The 18159-nt window shown below is 73.0% G+C and carries 16 protein-coding genes; 7 read left to right on the forward strand and 9 right to left on the reverse strand.

Features of this window, described 5'->3' with window-relative positions; genetic code table 11:
- Positions 1–45: 45 nt before the first annotated feature.
- Genes ADL15_RS02795 through ADL15_RS02805 form a run of 3 tightly spaced genes read right to left on the reverse strand, consistent with a single transcriptional unit; the run spans position 46 to position 3256 of the window.
- Complete coding sequence (locus tag ADL15_RS02795; RefSeq protein WP_067684828.1) at positions 46–1356, reverse strand: glycosyltransferase; 1311 nt, start codon at positions 1354–1356, stop codon at positions 46–48.
- Positions 1350–2339 (reverse strand): glycosyltransferase family protein, encoded by a 990-nt coding sequence (locus ADL15_RS02800; RefSeq protein WP_067684830.1) that lies wholly within the window; start codon positions 2337–2339, stop codon positions 1350–1352. The genes ADL15_RS02795 and ADL15_RS02800 overlap by 7 nt, the downstream gene beginning before the upstream one ends.
- Positions 2336–3256 (reverse strand): WcbI family polysaccharide biosynthesis putative acetyltransferase, encoded by a 921-nt coding sequence (locus tag ADL15_RS02805; RefSeq protein ID WP_067684832.1) that lies wholly within the window; start codon positions 3254–3256, stop codon positions 2336–2338. Before ADL15_RS02805 ends, ADL15_RS02800 begins: the two co-directional genes overlap by 4 nt.
- 172 nt (positions 3257–3428) lie before the next feature.
- Here ADL15_RS02805 and ADL15_RS02810 point away from each other — a divergent pair, with 172 nt between their 5' ends.
- Genes ADL15_RS02810 through ADL15_RS02825 form a run of 4 tightly spaced genes read left to right on the forward strand, consistent with a single transcriptional unit; the run spans position 3429 to position 7406 of the window.
- Positions 3429–4529 carry a glycosyltransferase gene (locus ADL15_RS02810; RefSeq protein ID WP_067684834.1) on the forward strand — a complete coding sequence of 367 codons (1101 nt, stop codon included), beginning with the start codon at positions 3429–3431 and terminating at the stop codon, positions 4527–4529.
- Positions 4526–5632, forward strand: a complete 1107-nt coding sequence (locus tag ADL15_RS02815; RefSeq protein ID WP_067684836.1) for a glycosyltransferase — start codon at positions 4526–4528, stop codon at positions 5630–5632. Before ADL15_RS02810 ends, ADL15_RS02815 begins: the two co-directional genes overlap by 4 nt.
- Positions 5623–6603, forward strand: a complete 981-nt coding sequence (locus tag ADL15_RS02820) for a hypothetical protein (protein WP_083970845.1) — start codon at positions 5623–5625, stop codon at positions 6601–6603. Before ADL15_RS02815 ends, ADL15_RS02820 begins: the two co-directional genes overlap by 10 nt.
- On the forward strand, positions 6600–7406 hold the full coding sequence (locus tag ADL15_RS02825; RefSeq protein ID WP_067684838.1) for a glycosyltransferase family 2 protein: 807 nt from the start codon (positions 6600–6602) through the stop codon (positions 7404–7406). Before ADL15_RS02820 ends, ADL15_RS02825 begins: the two co-directional genes overlap by 4 nt.
- 4 nt (positions 7407–7410) lie before the next feature.
- Here the strand turns inward: ADL15_RS02825 and ADL15_RS02830 are convergent, their stop codons facing one another.
- The 5 genes from ADL15_RS02830 to ADL15_RS02850 form a co-directional block, all read right to left on the reverse strand.
- Positions 7411–8145 (reverse strand): VOC family protein, encoded by a 735-nt coding sequence (locus tag ADL15_RS02830; RefSeq protein WP_067684840.1) that lies wholly within the window; start codon positions 8143–8145, stop codon positions 7411–7413.
- 10 nt (positions 8146–8155) lie between these two features.
- A complete protein-coding gene (locus tag ADL15_RS02835; protein ID WP_157441121.1) occupies positions 8156–8410 on the reverse strand; it encodes a hypothetical protein in 255 nt (84 codons plus the stop codon).
- 40 nt (positions 8411–8450) lie between these two features.
- A complete protein-coding gene (locus ADL15_RS02840) occupies positions 8451–8951 on the reverse strand; it encodes a GAF domain-containing protein (protein WP_067684844.1) in 501 nt (166 codons plus the stop codon).
- On the reverse strand, positions 8948–9256 hold the full coding sequence (locus ADL15_RS02845) for a hypothetical protein (RefSeq protein ID WP_067684846.1): 309 nt from the start codon (positions 9254–9256) through the stop codon (positions 8948–8950). The genes ADL15_RS02840 and ADL15_RS02845 overlap by 4 nt, the downstream gene beginning before the upstream one ends.
- A 61-nt stretch (positions 9257–9317) precedes the next feature.
- Positions 9318–11507 (reverse strand): putative bifunctional diguanylate cyclase/phosphodiesterase, encoded by a 2190-nt coding sequence (locus ADL15_RS02850; RefSeq protein WP_067684847.1) that lies wholly within the window; start codon positions 11505–11507, stop codon positions 9318–9320.
- 82 nt (positions 11508–11589) lie between these two features.
- Here ADL15_RS02850 and ADL15_RS02855 point away from each other — a divergent pair, with 82 nt between their 5' ends.
- The gene (locus ADL15_RS02855; protein WP_198170486.1) at positions 11590–13098 is read left to right on the forward strand and encodes an FAD-dependent oxidoreductase; all 1509 of its coding nucleotides are present in this window, start codon (positions 11590–11592) and stop codon (positions 13096–13098) included.
- Between the two features lie 611 nt (positions 13099–13709).
- Here the strand turns inward: ADL15_RS02855 and ADL15_RS02865 are convergent.
- Complete coding sequence (locus ADL15_RS02865) at positions 13710–15188, reverse strand: MFS transporter (RefSeq protein WP_067684852.1); 1479 nt, start codon at positions 15186–15188, stop codon at positions 13710–13712.
- Positions 15189–15282: 94 nt separating this feature from the next.
- On the opposite strand from ADL15_RS02865, the gene ADL15_RS02870 reads away from it, so the two are divergent.
- Together ADL15_RS02870 and ADL15_RS02875 are read left to right on the forward strand one after the other, a co-directional pair.
- The gene (locus ADL15_RS02870; RefSeq protein ID WP_067684854.1) at positions 15283–15876 is read left to right on the forward strand and encodes a TetR/AcrR family transcriptional regulator; all 594 of its coding nucleotides are present in this window, start codon (positions 15283–15285) and stop codon (positions 15874–15876) included.
- 124 nt (positions 15877–16000) lie between these two features.
- A complete protein-coding gene (locus ADL15_RS02875; RefSeq protein WP_232343866.1) occupies positions 16001–17896 on the forward strand; it encodes a discoidin domain-containing protein in 1896 nt (631 codons plus the stop codon).
- The last annotated feature ends 263 nt before the right edge of the window (positions 17897–18159 follow it).

An 18159-nucleotide genomic window follows, 5' to 3' on the forward strand; every position in this document is an offset into this window, starting at 1 on the left:
CGCCGAGGACGCGTCTCACCCGTTCGTGCCAGCCGGTAGGTCGGTTCAGGCCCAGCCGCCGAGGTAGCCGGCGAGCCCGGGGTCGGCGTCGAGCACCGCAGGGCCGGCGTCCGCGTGCACGTGGGTCTCGAACATCTCCTCGCCCCACGTGTCGCGGCGGGCCCGGGCCCGTGCGGAGTCGACGCGGATCGTGGGCGCCGGGGACGGTCCGAGAAGGACGGTGCCGAGGGTGCCGACGCCGACCGCCGACACCGCGTCGCGCAGGAGGTCCGCGACCCGGTCGGCACGCACCGCCGCCGGTACGTCGATCACGACGCGGGTGCGGGGGTCCGGTCCGGCCGGGCCGCTGGTCACCCGCTGGTCCGCGGTGAACAGGCCGGCGAACTCCGCGGGCACGTGCACGGTTGCCGCGGGCAGGGCGGCGAGCAGGGAGTCGACGCAGACGTACGCCGCCACCGGCGAGGGTGCCGTGCCGAGCCGGATCACGACGTCCGGGCCGGCGCTGCGCAGGCCGTACCCCCGGGATCCGGCGACCGGGATGCGGTCGGCGAGCAGCAGCGTCTCGGCGTCCTTGCGGGCCCGGCGGGCCGGGTCGTCGACGTCGCGGCCGGCCCAGTCCGGCCCGTCGTGCCAGGCCACCGCGTCGGCGGCGTGCGCGAGGACGGCGCCGGCGAGCCAGGCGCGGTACACCCACTCCCAGTCCTCGCCGCCGTACGTGCGGAACTGCTCGTCGAACCCGCCGACCCGGTGGAAGAACCAGCGGGAACAGGCGAGCGCGGCCCCGATCACGTACCGGTAGGACCGGTCGTCGGCGTCGAGCAGGTCGTGGTTGAGCCGGTAGGCGTCGCGGAGCCACTGCGGTTCGGGCAGCGCGCCCGCCGGGCCGGCCACGTCGACGGGTGCGTCGACCGGGAGCCCGGCGAGGTCGGCGTGCCGGCGCCGGCCCGCGACGACGGCTTCCGGGGCGAGCGCGGGAAGCCGGGTGATGGCCGTCAGGTAGCCGGGTTCGGGCACGGTGTCGGCGTCCAGGAAGCAGAGCACGTCCCCGGTCGCGACCGACGCGCCGAGGTTGCGGGCCGCCGCCACGCGGAACCCCTCGTCGGCCTGGCACAGCAGTCGGACCCCGTCCGGAACCCGCGGCGGCTCCGGCGACCCGTCGTCGACCACGATGATTTCGGTACGGTCGGCCGGGTGCGTCTGGCGGTGCAGCGCCGCGAGCGTGCGATCGAGCTCGGCCTGCTGCCGGTAGTGCACGACGACGACCGACACGGTGGGCGGCCGCGCGGGCACGAGCCCGTCGAGCAGGTCCCACCGGTTGCCCGGCACGGAACGGCCGGGCGGTGGCGTGGTCACCATGTGATGTCTCCTGTCCACCAGCGCAGGTAGGCCGCTGCGGTGTCGTCGAGGTGCGGGCGGGTGACCGCGTCGGCCGTGAGCCAGGTCGAAGCGGGGTCGGCGAGCGCGCCGGCGATCGCCGCCGGGAGGTCGTCCGGGGCGACCAGGTGGACGGTGCCGGGTCGCAGCGCCGCCATCTCCCGGCCGTAGCGCCCGTCGGCGACCAGGGGCCGGCGTCCGGCGGCGATCCAGCTGGCCAGGGATCCGGACGCGGAGAAGTGGCGGTGCGCCACGACCGGCACGGTGGCTGCCCGGCACCGTTCCACAAGATCTTTTTCGGGTACGAATCCGGTCACGTCGACAGCGACCCCCCGTGCCCCGGCCTGCTCGGCGAAGGTCAGCAGGTCGGTCTCGTGCCCGGCGGACGCACCACCCAGCACGGTCATCCGCGGCCGGTCGCCGAGCGTGGCGAGCGCGCCGACCACCTCGGCGTGGCCCTTGCCCGGATAGAAGAAGCCGAGCACGGCCACGTCGGGGTCACCCGGCTGCGGTCGCGGCCCGGTGGGCACCGGGGTGACCGGCAGGGGCACGACGCCGAGCGCCCGGGGCACGATGCCGGCGTCGGCGAGGTGCGCCGCCTCGTGCCGGCTGTTGACGACCACGCCGCGGGCGGCTGCCGCGACCCGGGCGTAGCAGTCGGCGCGACGCGGCAGGTTGCGCGGGCCGTCGGAGTCCTGCGGGACGTCGTGCAGGGTGACGGTGAGCGCCGTCCGGCCGGCGATCCGCTCCACCAGCGCGGCCGCGTCCTCCGGCGACCCGGCCCAGAGCCGGTCGGTGAAGTGCAGGTGGGCGCGCTCCGGCGGGTGATCGCCGAGCAGCGCCGCGGCGGTCACGGCGAGCCGGGTGCCGGTGGCCGCCTCCACCGCGGTGGCCAGGTCCCGGGCGGCGACGGTGACCCCGTGGCGCGGGTCGGCGGTGACGACCAGGGCCGGCAGCCCGCTCATACGAGGCTCAGCACGGTCAGGGCGTGCGCGTGCCGGGTCAGGCCGGCCCGCACCGCGTCGGGGTGCCGGGCGTACCAGTCCAGATGCGCCTCGCGGACGGCTCCGGTCTCGACGACGTGACCGTCCACGATCCAGTGCGGGCGTTCCGGTTCGTCGAAGCCCCACGCGTCGATGACCGCGGCCTCGCGCGGCGCGTGGACGGCGTCGAGCAACGGCCGGCCCGGGTCGACGGTGTGCGCGGGCAGGCCGGACGCCGCCCGGACCCGCGCGGCCAGCGCCGTCCAGATCGGGTTGCCGGGGTGGTTGAGGGTGCGCATCTGCGCGAACGACGGCGTCGCGAACAGATCGGAGACGACCACCGTGCCGTGCCGGTCCTCCCGCGAGCGGAGCTGCTCGAGGGAGTGCTCGGCGATCGCCCGGACGGCCGGCGGATCCAGCCGCGCGCGTGAGCGGAGCCCGGCAGCCTCGGCGAGGACCCGCAGGTCGTGGTAGGCGACCACGGGCGGGACCAGGCTCGGGTCGGCGGGGGAGCGGACGATGGCGTGCGCCGGGTACAGGCCGGCGAAGCGGATCACCGGCACCCGCAGGACCGGGGTGCCGCGACCGAGGCGCTCGGTCAGCTGGGCCGAGCCGATCGGCAGACCGTGGTAGTCGTCACGGATCGGCTGGGTGACCAGCAGGGCGGCCCGGGCCAGCCAGCGGTCGAGGTGCGGGAGGTCGGCGGCGACGAGCTCGTGGACCGGCGGCATCCGTACGGTGCGCAGTCCTCCGCCGTCGAGCATCAGGCGCAGCGACTCCGCCTGGCAGTTGCCGACGACGAGGACGACCGGGTCGGTCGACTCATCGCCGTCCAGGCCCTCGAGACCGTAGAAATTCCCGAAGTGCCGAGTACGCGGATCAGGGTGCGCTGCTGCCATGACCTCCCTATACCCCGGTGGCCGCCGCTCGATGGGGTCGTACACGTCTCAGTGATCTTGTGATCCGGAGCGATATTTTCCCCGCGGCAAGGGAATAGCGTTCCTGGCCCTCTCGACACGCCTGCTGGTTCGCGTTGGTCGTTTCCGCCCGACCGACCTCGAGGACGTGTCCATGACGCTCGCCGCATCCGTCGTTTCCGCTGTCCGGGTGGCTTCGATCCCGGCCGGCCACACCTACGTACGGCAGGTGCTGGACGGCACCGGCTTCCGGGTGCTGCCCGATCCGCCACCGCCGGGCGCCGTGGACGGGCGCTGGTGGCCGCCGGTGATGTGCGACGCCGGCTGGGTCACCGCGAACGTGCACCGCTTCGACGTGATGCACGTGCACTTCGGGACCGAGTCCTACCCCACCGCGCACCTGCGCGCGCTCGTCCGCGCGCTGCGCGCCGCCGGCCGCCCGCTCGTCTACACGCTCCACGACCTGGAGAACCCGCAGCTGACCGACCAGGCGGCACACCGCGAGCACCTCGACGTGCTGGTCCGTGCCGCCGACGAGCTGGTGACGCTGACGCGGGGCGCCGCCGCCGCGATCGAGCGCCGCTGGGGTCGTACCGCCGAGGTCGTCCCGCACCCGCGGGTGCTGTCCCTCGACGCGCCGGCCCCGGCCGGAACCGGGTCGGAGCCGTACGTGATCGGCGTGCACCTGCGTGACATCCGCCCCGGCACCGACGCCGTGCGGGCCGTCGCGACCCTGCTCGCCGCGGTCGGCCACCTGCGCGCGCAGGGCGTCGCGGCGACCGCGCGGGTGCAGGTCAACGAGCGGGTCCGCGACGAGACCGCCCGCGAACAGGTCACCGCCCTGGTCGCCGCGCACCCCGGCGCCGAGCTGCACCGGACCGAGCGGCTCGACGACGCCGCCCTGGCCCGGTCGATCGCCGACCTCGACGTGGCCGTGCTGCCGTACCGGACCGGCACGCACTCCGGCTGGGCCGAGCTGTGCTGGGACCTCGGCGTCCCGGTCGCCGGTCCACCCGTCGGGTACGCGGGTGAGCAGCATCCGGAGGACTTCGCGGGGTTCACCGCCGGCGACGGCACCGGGCTGGCCCTGGCCGTACGGCGGCTGCTCGCCGGGACACCGCGCCCGGGGTCAGCCGCCCGGGTGGCGCGCGTGGCCGATCGTCGCCGGCAGCGTGTCGCCGGGGCCGAGGCGATCACCGCCGCCCACCACGCTCTGTACCAGCGGGTGCTGAACCGTGCGGAGCGGGCCGCGTGAGCGCCCGGCCGCGCACGATCGCCGTCATCGCCCCGCTGCGCCACCCGATCCGGGAACCGCACGCCGGCGGGCTCGAGGCCATGGTGTGGGACCGCGTACGGATGCTGCGCGCCCGCGGGCACCGGGTGTTGCTCTGCGCCGTGGAGGGCTCGGAGTTCCAGCAGGACGGCCCGCCCGAGTTCCGGTTGCCGGCCGTGGTCTGGCCGGACGAGCGTGACGCCACCGACTCCACCTATCCGCCGGGTCACCTGGAGCGGGCCATCCCGGCCCTGGAGGCGGCGCTCGACTTCATCCGGCGCCACGCGGACACCATCGACCTGGTCGACAACCACAGCCTGCACCCGCAGCCGCTCACCCGGGCCGAGCGGCTCGGCGTGCCGATGGTGACCACACTGCACACCCCGCCGCTGCCCCGGCTCGTCGCGGCGGCCCGCGCGACGGAGCACCACGGTCGCCTGTTCGCGGTCAGCGCGTTCACCGCCGCGGAGTGGCAGGCGCACGGCGTCGAGGCGCAGGTGATGCCGAACGCCATCGACGCCGGCCGCTGGCGGCTCGGTCCCGGTGGCCACGACCTGGTCTGGTTCGGGCGGATCGTGCCGGAGAAGGGTGTGCACCTGGCGGTGCGGGCCGCGCGGCTCACCGGCCGGACGCTGCGCATCGCGGGCCGGATCGGCGACGTCGCCTACTTCCAGGAGCACGTGCGCCCCTATCTCGGCGCCGGCGTCGACTATCTGGGGCCGCTCGCGCAGCCGGCGCTCGCCGACCTGGTCGGTGGCAGCGGCTGCGCCCTGGTCACCCCGCTCTGGCAGGAGCCGTTCGGGCTCGTCGTCGCGGAAGCGCTGGCGACCGGGACCCCGGTGGCCGCGTTCGACACCGGTGGCATCGGCGAGGTCGCCGGGGCCGCGCGCGCCGTGCGACTCGTGCCGATGGGTGACGCCGAGGCCCTCGCGGCGGCGGCCGAGCAGCTCGCCGGCGACCGTGGCCGCGACCTGCGGCATCGGCTGCGGACCCGGACCGAGGCGCTGGCCCGGTTCTCCCTCGACCATCGGGCCACCGAGCTCGAGACCGTTTTCGACATGGCGGGAGCCGACGCGTGGGCCTGACCGGCTGGTATCTGCATCACCACGGCGCGGGCCACGTGACCCGTTTCCACGCGGTGCGCCCGCACCTGCCGGGGGAGGTGGTGGTCTTCAGTTCGCTGCCGCGACCGGGCACCCTCCCGCCCGCGACGACGTGGGTGAGCCTCACCCCCGACAACGATCGGCCGCCGGGGGACCGGGATCCGGCCGGCGCGGACCCGACGGTCGGCGGGCTGCTGCACTGGGCGCCGCTCGGCCACGCCGGGCACGCCCGCCGGCTCGCGGCCATCGCGTCCGCGATCGCCGACCGGCACTTCGACCGGTTCGTGGTGGACGTTTCGGTGGAGGTGGCAATTTTCGTACGACTGCTCGGCGTCCCGACGGTCGTCGTCACCCAGCCCGGTGATCGCAGCGACACCCCGCACCGGCTCGCCTACGCGTCGGCGTCCCGGGTGCTGGCGCCCTGGCCCGCCGGCGCGCACCACGGCCCGGCTACCCCCGGCCTCGTCGAGGTGGGCGGCATCTCCCGCTTCGACGGCCGTACGCGTGACATCGAGCCCGACCCCGGCACCGTGCTGGTCCTGGGTGGCGGTGTGACCGAGAACGATCTCGCCGCTGCCGCCGCGGCGACTCCGGGGACCCGCTGGCAGCGCGCGGGCGGCACGGCGTCGACGTGGATCGCGGATCCGTGGGAGGCGCTGCAACGCGCCGAGGTGATCGTCGCCGCGGCCGGGCAGAACAGCGTCGCCGACCTCGCCGCGGCCGGCGCGCGGGCGGTCATCGTGCCGCAACCCCGCCCGTTCGGCGAGCAGGTGGCCACCGGGCGCATCCTCACCGACCGCCGGCTCGCCGTCGTGGAACCGGCCTGGCCCGGCGCCGCCGTGTGGCCGTCGGTGCTCGACCGAGCCCGTGGCCTGCGGACCGACTGGTCACAGTGGGGTGTCACCGGCGCCGCGCGGCGGGCCGCCGACACGATCGCGCAGGTGGGCGCGTGACACCGACGACCGCCGTGATCACCCTGTGCTCCGCGGCCCGGCTCGACCACGTGCGCCGGCAGCAACGCCTGCTGCGCTCCACGCCCGTACGCCGGATTCTGGTCTGGCTCGACGCCGATCCGCCGCCCGGACCACCGGAGTTCTCCGGCGCCGACGTCGTGCACGTCCCGCCCGGCGAGAACGGCCTGCGGCTCGCCGCCGGACGCAACCGGGGCGCCGCAGCCGCCGCGGACGCCGGCCTGATCGTCTTCCTGGACGCCGACTGCCTGCCCGGCACCGCGTTGTTCGCGCGCTACCGCGCCGCGGCGGACGCCCACCCGGGTGCGCTGCTGTGCGGCCCGGTCACCTACCTGCCGGAAGGGGTCAAACCGGAGGACGCGACCGCGCTGGCGGCCCTGACCGCGCCGCACGCGGCCCGCCCGGCACCGCCGGACGGCGAGAACGTCGTGGCCGGCCCGGACGACCACCGGCTGTTCTGGTCGCTGTCGTTCGCGGTGACCGCGCCGGCCTGGCGCACGCTCGGTGGCTTCGACGAGGCCTTCGAGGGGTACGGCGGTGAGGACACCGACCTCGCCTACACCGCGAAGCAGGCCGCCGTCCCGCTGGTCTGGGTCGGTGGCGCGCACGCCTACCACCAGCACCACCCGACGTCCTCGCCGCCGTGGCAGCACCTCGACGACATCCTGCGCAACGGCCGGCTCTTCGCCGACCGGTGGGGTTTCTGGCCGATGCAGGGCTGGCTCGACGCGTTCGCCGCGGCCGGCGCGGTCGAGCAGACCTCGGCGGGCTGGCAGCGCACCTGACCGGTCAGTGCGGGGCGCAGACGCAGAACGCGTGGCCCTGCGGGTCGGACAGGCAGATCCACGGCACGTCGCCCTGCCCGACGTCGAGGTCGGTGGCACCGAGGTCCCGTAGCCGGGCCGCCTCGGCCACCTGATCATCACCGGGAGCAGGCAGCAGGTCGAGATGGAGGCGGTCCGGTCCGGCCGCGCCGGGCGTGCGGAGGAATTCGAGGTACGGCCCGCCGGGCGTCCCGGCGCGCAACGACGCGAACTCGTCGGTCACCCGGCGCACGGTCCAGTCCAGTGCCTCGCCCCAGAACCGGGCCATGGCCGGTGGATCCGCGCAGTCGACCACGATCGCGGCGATCGGCCCGGTGTCCCGATACATCTCCCGGGGCTCCAGCACGCAGAACTCGTTGCCCTCCGGATCGGCCAGGACCGTCCACGGTACGTCGTGCTGGCCCACGTCGGCCGGCGTCGCGCCGAGCCCGATCAGTCGGGTCACCAGCTCGGCCTGGTGAGCCGCCGACGCGCTGGCCAGGTCGAGGTGCACCCGGTTCTTGACCGCGCCCTTCGGCTCCGGAACGGCCACGACGTCGATGCCGACGGCGACCGGATCCGGCCAGACGAAGTCACCGGGCGGCCCGACGTAGGTCGTCGCGCCGTGGTGCGCGCGCCAGCCGAGTGCCGCTGCCCAGAACCGGCCGAGCGCCGCGTGGTCGACGGCCTTGACGTTCACCTGGACGGGTCGCAGCGCCATATCGACGATCCTAGGCGCTCCGCAGCTCCTCGCCGGCCCGGTGCAGCCAGGCCAGGGCCCGCACACTGTCATAGGTGCCGGGCTTCAGCTCGGCCGCCGTCTCGTACGCGCTCTGGTAGATCCGCCCGGCGTCCGGAGTGCCCTTGCAGGCGATGGCGAGCTGGGCCAGCGACTCGACGCTCTCCCAGGTGCCGGGCTTGAGGGCCGAGGCCGCCTCCAGCGCGCGCTGCAGCGGTGGCCGCTCGTCCCGGAATCGTCCGAACATCTGCACTCCCAAGGGTCGGCGGGTGCCCGACTGTACGAGATCAGTGCCCGTCCCGCCGGTAGCTCTGCAGCACCGTGGCGATCTCGTCGGCGCTGGTCCGCAACTCGGCCAGGTCGGCGTCGGTGAACTCGTGCGCGGCCGTGCCGATCACGCAGTGCGCGCCGAGGACCGTGCCGTCGACGATCAGCGGCACCCCCGCGTAGCTGCCGAAGCCGTCGACGAACGCGAGCGGGTTCACCGACTGGAGCGGGTCCACGCTGGTGTCCGGTACGACGTAGGGCTGCCCCGACTCCACCGCGTTGGCGCAGAACGACCACTCCACCGGGGTGCCACCGGCATCGGCGATCCACCCCTCGACGCCGTAGGTGCCGCCGAGCAGCTGCGCGGTGTCGAGCACGAAGCTGACCAGGCTGATCGGCAGCCCGAGCCGACCGGCGGTACGCGCGGTGATCTCGTCGAGCCGTTGCCGCAGCGCCGGGTTGTCCAGGTCGAGGCCGGCCAGCACGTGCATGCGGGCGAGCAGGTCCGTATCGCTCATCATTTCCCCCGGTTGGCGGCGGCGAGGTGGCGGTAGGCGGCCGCGCGGACGGCCAGACCACGACCGCACATCTGTGCGATCGGCTGAGCCCCGTGCATGGTGTTGACCAGGCGTTCGAACGAGAGCAGATCGGTCTCCTGCCCGGTCAGCCCGGTCCGGGCCAGCAGGGTCCGCCACAGGTCGTCGCAGTGTGGGCCGTAGAGGCGCCGCAGGGCGGTGAGCGCGTCGTCGAGCGTCGGCTGGGCGAGCTGGTGCGCCCCGGTGCTGTCGCGGGAGTCGTCGAGCTCCGGGCGGGCGGTGGAGGCCATGGTTCGATGGTCCTCGCTGCCGTGGTCGTACCGATGGACTTTGAACGGAATCAGATCGCGGTCAGCGGACCATCAGCGGCAGCGGAGCGCTCGCCTCGGCGAGCGCCGGGATCTGGTCGGCCGGGACCGGCCGGGCGAACAGGAACCCCTGGCCGCGGTGCGAGCCCAGCTGGAGCAACTCGGCGGCCTGCTCCTCCTCCTCGATGCCCTCGGCGACGGTGGTCAGCCGCAGGACCTGCGCCAGCCGGATCACGGCCTCGGCGATCGCGGAACCCTCCGCGGTCCCGTTGAGCTGCGCGACAAAACTGCGATCGATCTTCAGTACGTCCACCGGCAGCTGGGTCAGGTACTGCAGCGACGAGTAGCCGGTGCCGAAGTCGTCGATGGCGATGCGCACGCCCTCGGCGCGGATCCGGCGCAGCGCGGCGATCTCGATGGCCTCGTTCACCATCGCCGACTCGGTCACCTCGACGATCAGGTTCTGCGCCGGCAGGCCGGTGTACGCCAGGACGCCCAGCACGTCCCGGGCCAGGTGCGGCTCCTGGAGCTGGCGGGGCGAGACGTTCACCGTGACGGTCAGGTCGATGCCGTCCGCGCGCCAGCGCGCCGCCTGGGTGCAGGCCTGCTCCAGCACCCACTGGCCGATGGCGATGATCTCGCCGGAGCGTTCAGCGACCGGGATGAAGGCGCCCGGCGGCACGTCGCCGAGCGACGTGTGATGCCAGCGCAGCAGCGCCTCCACGGCCACCACCCGGCGGGTGGTCAGGTCGACGATCGGCTGGTAGAGCACGGTGAACTCGCGGCGCTGCAGGGCGCCCTCGAGGGCCTCGCTGAGCGCCGCGTCGGCCGCCCGCCGGTCGTTCATCGAGGGCTCGTGGACGACGAACGTGGGCGTGCCGGACCGGCGCGCGTGGTTCATGGCGATCTCGGCGTTGCGCAGCACCGTCTTGGCCGGTTCGTCGATGCGGGCCACCGCCACGCCGATGTGGCAGGAGCCCGAGTCGTCCTCGATCGCGGCCAGGATCCGCTGCGCGGCGACGGTCGCCTCGCCGGCCACCGCGGCGTCGGTGATCAGCACGCCGTACGTGCTGTCGCTCAGCCGGGCCACCAGGTCGTCCGCGCGGACGCAGGACCGGAGCACGTCGGCCACCGCGGTGCCGGGCGGGATCCGGTCGATCGCGACGGCGAGCACGGCGAACGTCTCCCGGCCGCGGACCAGCCCGGCCAGGGCGTCCTTCAGCGCCGCCCGGTTGGCCAGGCCGGTCTCGGTGTCCCGGCTGGCCTGCGCCTGACTCGCCCGCAGGGTGAGCCACTGCCGGAACGTCACGGCGACGAGCATGACGGCGGTCGCCACCACCAGCCCGCTCCAGCGCAGGAAGCCCGCGGTGGTCACGATCACGACGAGCAGCAGGGTGACTCCGGCCAGCAGCGAGGCCAGCGGCAGGTAGCCCACCCACGGCGGCGGCCCGGCGCGCCGGGCCCGGTTGGTGACGCTGCCGATGCCGGACGCGACCATCAGCGGCGACGCGGTCAGCAGCAGGTGGGCGGCGACGCCGAGCGTGCCGCCGAACAGCCCGACGCTGTGCGCGACACCGGCCGGCAGCCCGGTCACCCAGTCGGTGTCGGCCAGCACGGCCAGGACCATGCCGCCGAGCAGGACGCTGATCGGGTCGCGCCAGTGGCTGACGACGCCGCGCAGCAGCATCGCGGCGGCCGCCATGGCCAGCATCAGGTCGGCGATCGGCAGGCCGACCAGGATGATCCAGGGCTGGCCCGGACCGCTGGCGCGGAACGCCGGCTGCAGGCCGAAGGACCAGATCGCCATGACGGCCGGTGCGGCGATGGCCACCATCTCGGCGACGAACGCCTGCCGGTGCGGACCGCTGAGACGCAACACCGGCCCCAGTACGGTGGCCAGCCCGAGCAGCGCCATGCCGCTCACGTGTGCCGCCGTGGCGACCCACCACAGCCAGCCCGGCCCGCCGAGGACCCAGGCCAGGAACGCGGCCGCGTTGCCGACGCCGAGCCCGCGGGCGATCGCGCCCAGCCGGCAGGAGAGCGTGTTGAACCCCAGCCGGGCGACCTTGAGCAGGTAGAACGCGCCGACGGCGTCCAGGACCACGAGCGACGCGCCGAGAATCATCGGGTACCACGCGGGGTGGGCCCAGCCCACCGCCTGCGCGGCGACGACCGCGCCGAGCAGGGCGAGCACCGCGGGCGGCACCGCCCGTCGCCCGATGGTCTGCGTCATGTTCGCACTGTCGGTCCGATCACCGCGAACCTGAGGTAGATCTCTCAACTTACCTTTTAGGCAGTAAGCCTATAGGTTAGATATGCATTATCGATCGCTGCTGGGAGATGTGATGGGCTTCGAGGACGTCGACGTCGTGGTGGCCGGTGGAGGGGCGGTCGGCTCCGCGGCCGCCTGGCAGCTGGCTCGCCGCGGGCTGCGGGTGGTGCTGCTCGAACAGTACGAGGCCGGGCACACCCGGGGCGCGTCGCACGGCGCGTCGCGGATCTTCCGGCTTTCGTACCCGGATCGGGCGTACATCGACCTGGCTCGGGAGGCCCGGGAGCTCTGGCGCGAGCTCGAGGACCTGACCGGCGCCGAGCTGCTGACCGTCACGGGCGGCGTGGACCACGGCGATCATCCGCGCTGGGGGCAGCTGGCTGAGGGGCTGGCGGCTGCGGGCGTACCCCACAGCTGGTTGACGCCGCAGGAGGCGGGCGAACGCTGGCCCGGGATCCGGTTCGACACCCGCGCGCTGTTCCATCCGGACAGCGGACGGCTGCACGCCGACAGGTCCGTCGCCGCGTTGCAGACCGCGGCGGCACAATCAGGGGCTTCGGTACGGCATGCCACGCCGGTGACCGCCATCGAGGTGCTCGGCGACGACGCCGTGCTCGTGCACACGGACAGTGGCGGGTACCGGGCTCGCCGGGTGGTGGCGGCGGTCAACGCGTGGGCGGGCAAGCTGGTGGGTGGGCTCGTGCCGTTGCCGCCGCTGCGGGTCACCCAGGAGCAGCCCGCGCACTTCGCCGCGCGGGCCGGTGAGGACGGCTGGCCGAGCTTCGGTCACCTGATCGGCGATGTCCCGGGCGGCACCGTCTACGGGCTGGCCACTCCCGGCGAGGGGATCAAGGTGGGCTTCCACGGGGTCGGGCCGGAGACCGATCCGGATCACCGGGACTTCACCCCGGAGCCCGGGCAGCTGGCCGCGCTGCGTTCCTATGCCCGGCAGTGGCTGCCCGGCGTGGACCCGGACGCGTTCGGCCCGATCAGCTGCACCTACACCACGACGCCGACCGGTGACTTCGTGCTGGACCGGCTCGGTCCGGTGGTGGTGGCCACCGGCTTCTCCGGGCACGGCTTCAAGTTCGTGCCGCGCTCGGCCGGGTCCTGTCCGACCTGGCCGTGGACGGCACCCGCCCCGATCGGCGTTTCGCCTTCCCCGATGAGTACGACCTCGGTCCGAGCACGGCTGTGGATGCTGTCATGGCGTACCGGTGGGCGGTTGTGCCCTTGCCGCAGCTCCACGCGCCGCGCGTGGCGGTCTCGGCCGACGTCGCCGTCGCGGACTGAGACGGGCAGGCTTCGGTCCCGGCCTACATCGGCGTCGCGGACAGAGACGGGCAGGCTTCGGTCCCGGCCTACATCGGCGTCGCGGACAGAGATGGGCAGGCTTCGGTCCCGGCCGGGAGCGCTGAAGTCCGGTAATGGTCAGGAAGCCGGGACAGCGGCGGCGACGCAGGCGCTGCGGAGCCGGCCCACCGCGTCCAGGAGATCGTCCTGGGCGTTCGCCGCGTCGTCGCCGATCGCCGTGCTCAGCCAGGCCTTGTAGCGGCTCTGCACCTGCGCGCCGGCTTGTTCGATGCGCGCGATGCCGGACTTGGCGGCGTTCGTGACGATGTCCTTGATCATCGACTCGTCGATTTCCATCGCCTCGCCGGTCCGGGGCGCCTTGGCCGCGAGCTTGCAGGCCGTGCCCGCCTCCGCGGTGCCTTTCTCCGCGGTGCCTTCCGCCGTGGCGCCTGTCCCGGTGCTGGGGGAGGACGCCGGCGCGGCAGATGCCGGGGCCGCTGCGGATGACGGCGCCGCCGGTGCGGCGGCGGGTGCCGGATCGGCCGGGCCGCAGGCGGAAACGGACAACAGGACGAGCACTGCCGTGAAGATCTGCACATGCCGCATGAGGGCACGGTAGAGACAAAATGCTCCCACCGGCCTCAGCCGTCCGGCCGGGATGCCGCCGGTCTGGCTCGTGACGCGGCCGAGCCGCCGCCGGTCTGGCTCTGACGCGGCCGGGCCGCCGCCGGTCTGGCTCTTGATGCGGCCGGGCCACCGCCGGTCTGGCTCTTGATGTGGCCGGAGCCGCCGGTCGGGCCGGGCAGACGCGGCCGGGCCGTGGCCACCGCATCGGTGGTCACGGCCCGGTTCGTGCGTGCTGTTGTGTGGTCAGGCCTTGCTGTGGTGCAGGACGTGGATCTCGTCGGGCTCCGGCGGCAGGTCGCTGACGCCGGTGTCGACGGCCTGCTCGTGGCGCTTGTGCGCGGCGGGCAGCGCGAGAGCGGCGACGATGGCGAGGACGGCCACACCGGCGCAGACCCAGAAGCCGTTGGTGAAGGCGGCGTCGGTGGGCAGGCCCTGCGCGGTGGTGTTGGAGGTGATGACCGCGGCGACGACCGCGGTGCCGATGCTGCTGCCGATGGTCCGGGCGATGGTGTTGACGCTGGTGGCCTCGCCGGTCTGTGCGGCCGGGACGGCCTCGATGATGGCGTTGGACATGGCCGCGAACGCGAAGCCGATGCCGGCGCCGGTCAGGATGCCGGACGCGAGGACCTGCCAGATCTGGCCGTGCGCGAGCGCGGGCAGGGCGAACGCGCCGACGACGAAGACGGCACCGAGGAACATCGGGAGCTTCGGACCGTACTTACGGTTCAGGATGCCGGCGAGCGGTCCGAAAACGACCATCATGACGACGGTCGGGAGCAGGAACAGCCCGGCCGTGGAGACCGACTTGCCGAAGCCGTAGCCGGTCGCGGCCGGGAGCTGCAGCAGCGTCGGGACGAGCAGGAACGTGCCGAACATCGCGAAGCCGAGGATCAGGGCGACCAGGTCGGTGGCCCACACGCCGCGGATCTTCATGAGCTTCATGTCGATCAGCGGCTCCTTGACCCGCAGCTCGACCAGGACGAAACCGATCAGGCCGACCACACCGATGGCGAGCAGGCCGATGGTCTTGGCCTCACCCCAGCCCCAGGCCTGGCCCTTGCTGATCGCGAGCAGCAGCGAGACCAGCGACACCGACAGGATGCTCGCGCCGAGGACGTCGAGCTTGCCGGGCGAGCGGACCGGGGATTCCTTCATGCCGAAGATCGCGCCGGCCAGGGCGATGGCGATCAGGCCCAGCGGCAGCCAGAACAGCCAGTGCCAGGAGAGGTGCTCGACGATCGGACCGGCGGCGACGATGCCGATGCCGGCGCCGACACCGAAGATCGCCGAGATCAGGCCGACCGTGGTGGCGACCCGCTCGCGGGGCAGCTCGTCGCGGACCATGCCGATCGACAGCGGCAGGATCGCGCCGGCCGCGCCCTGGAAGATGCGGCCGACGATCAGCACGGCCAGGTTCGGCGCGAGAGCGGCGATCACGGTGCCGACGGCCAGGATGGCCAGGACGCCGATCAGGACCTTGCGTTTGCCGGCGATGTCGCCGAGGCGCCCGAGGATCGGCGTGAGCACCGAGGCGGACAGCAGGTAGGCGGTGACGACCCAGCTGACGTCGCTGGTCGTGGCGTTCAGGTCGCGCCCGATGGTGGCCAGCGCGGGTGACACCAGCGACTGGAGCACCGCGAACGCCAGACCGCCGAGCGCGAGGTAGAGCACCAGCAGACTGCTGGCGGGTTTGCGAGTGGGGTCTTCGACTGTCTGGCTCATGGTGATCCTCGGAGCTGGAAGGCTTTCGACGTTTTACACACTACGCCGAAGGTGTCTCACTGTGCCAAGCCTGGCCAGGTGTACGCTTGGTCTCATGGACGCGAAGAGCGAAAGTCTGCGGGAGCGCACCCGGCGTGCCGTGCAGGCCGAGCTGACGCTGGTGGCGATCGACCTGTTCGTCGAGCAGGGTTATGACGCCACCCCGGTCGAGCAGATCGCCGAGGCCGCGGGGATGTCCCGGCGCAGCTTCCATCGCTATTTCGGCAGCAAGGACGAGGTGATGGTGGCGGTGCTCGCCGCCTCCGGCGAGCGGCTCACCGCGGCCCTCGCCGAGCGCCCCGCCGGTGAGCCGCCCTGGACGGCGCTGCGCCGCAGCTTCGACGGCATCGTGGAGAGGATGGCCGACCCCCGGTCGCTCGCCATCACTCGGATGATGCGCGACAGTCCCTCCCTGCACGCGAGTCATCTGCACCGGCAGACGTCCTTGCGCAAGAGCCTTGCCGACGTGCTGGCCGCCCGACTGCCCGGTGACCTCGCCGAGGATCAGCGCCGTCTGGGTGCCGCCGCGCTCGCCGCGTCCGCGCTCGCCTGCCTCGAGATCGCCCAGTCCGAGTGGAGCGACCACGACGGCCGGCGGCCGCTCGCCGGGCTGCTCGACATCGCGATGAACTCCGTCACCCCGATGTGACATGCTTTCCGCCGTTACATTTGTTTCATCACGGTTCCGGAACCGTTACGTATTGACGCAGGTCTCGCGGTGTAACAATTCTGGTCTCACTCGACGGAGTGGGGGAGAAATGATGCGGCGCGGTGTGGCGGCAGTTCTCGGCTTGGTTCTCGTCGTTCCCGGTTCGGCCGCGGCCGCCGGGCCTCGGCATCATCACGAGGCGCGAGCGCGGGTCTGGGTCACCACCACCGATCGGGCCGAGCTGCTGCACGAGCGGGCGCCGGTCGCCTTCGGCCGGGGCGCGAGCACGCAGCCCACGATCACGGTCAACCCCGACCAGACGTACCAGCGGATGGACGGTTTCGGCGCGTCGATCACGGACTCCTCGGCGAGCGTGCTCTACCGGCTGGCGCCCCGGGCGCGGGATCAGGCCGTACGCTCGCTTTTTGATGTGAAGAACGGCATCGGCGTGAGTTTTCTGCGTCAGCCGATCGGCTCCTCCGATTTCACCGCGGCCGCCGAGCATTACACCTATGACGACGTTCCGGCGGGCCAGACCGATTTCGCGCTGCGGCATTTCAGCGTCGATCACGATCGCGCGCAGATCCTGCCGCTGCTGCGCCAGGCGCGCCGGCTGAATCCGCAGCTGACGATTCTCGGGACGCCGTGGAGCCCGCCGGCGTGGATGAAGACCGGCGACTCGCTGGTCGGCGGCCGCCTCAAGGACGACCCGAAGATCTACGACACGTACGCGCGCTACCTGGTGAAATTCGTCCAGGCCTATGCCGCGGCCGGCGTCCCGATCGACTACCTGACCGTGCAGAACGAACCGCAGAACCGCAAGCCCGGCGGCTACCCCGGCACCGACATGCCGGTGCGCCAGCAGGCCGCGGTCATCGAACGGCTCGGCCCGCTGCTGAAAAAAGCCAGCCCGAACACCAAAATCCTCGGGTACGACCACAACTGGCAGACCCACCCGGGCGATGTCGGGTCGACGCCGCCGGGGGAGGATCCGGAGACCGACTACCCGGACCAGTTGCTCGGCACCCCGGCGGCGAAGTGGCTGGCCGGGACGGCCTACCACTGCTATTCCGGCGACCCGAGCGCGCAGACCGCGCTGCACCAGGCGCATCCGGACAAGGGCATCTGGTTCACCGAGTGCTCCGGTTCGCACGGCCCCGACGACACCGCCGAGCAGGTCTTCCGCGGCACGCTGACCTGGCACGCCCGCAACCTGACCATCGGCGTCACCCGCAACTGGGGCAAGTCGGTGGTCAACTGGAACATCGCGCTGGACAGCACCGGTGGCCCGCACCTGGGCGGCTGCGGCACCTGCACCGGCCTGCTCACGCTGCAGCCCGACGGCACGGTCGGCACCGACGCGGAGTACTACACGATCGGTCACCTGTCGAAGTTCGTCCGGCCCGGCGCGGTCCGCATCGCCAGCACGTCGTTCGGCACCACCGGCTGGAACGGCCAGATCATGGACGTCGCGTTCCGCAATCCGGACGGCTCCACCGCCCTGGTCGTCCACAACCAGAACGACGACCCGCGCACGTTCGCGGTCGCCGTCGGCACCCACACCTTTGAATACACTCTGCCCGGCGGTGCCCTGGCGACCTTCGTCTGGCCGCGTTCGGTCATCGCGCACCCCGGCGAGCTGTCCCTGACCGGCGCCACGGCCGTCGCCTACCCGCCCGGCGACGGCGCCACGTTGGCCATCGACGGTGACGCATCGACCCGCTGGTCCAGCGGCGCAGCCCAGACCCCCGGCCAGTACCTCCAGGTCGACCTCGGCACCCCTCGAACGTTCCGCAGCCTGGCCATCGACAGCGGCGGCTACCTCGGCGACTACGCCCGAGCCTGGCAACTCTCGGTCAGCCCCGACGGCCAGCACTGGACCACCGCGGCGACCGGCACCGGAATCGGTCAGCTCACCACCGTAAACCTGCACCCGACTCGAGCCGGCTACCTCCGCCTGACGTCCACCACCAGCAGCCCCAACTGGTGGTCCATCGCAGACCTACGCCTCTACCGCTGACCCTCCCCACCCAAGCAGAGCCGCCCCAACCATCCCAGCGGCCTCGGACATCCCGACAGGTCCAGGTGTCTCGACGGTGCGCGTGTCTCGGCGGTGCGGGCCTCTGGCTGCTCCGGGCCCCGGTTTGCTCCAGGCCGCCGCATCTCACGATCACCCCTGTCCGATACGAATACGGAGCGCCCGTCCGCAGACCCTGTTGGTTAATTTGTGGGTGTGCCGTTTCCGTTGGTGTATCGATAGATTGTGGGGTTATGTCGATGCAG

The sequence above is a fragment of the Actinoplanes awajinensis subsp. mycoplanecinus genome, from assembly GCF_001509495.1.
GTDB classification, from domain to species: Bacteria; Actinomycetota; Actinomycetes; order Mycobacteriales; family Micromonosporaceae; genus Actinoplanes; species Actinoplanes palleronii.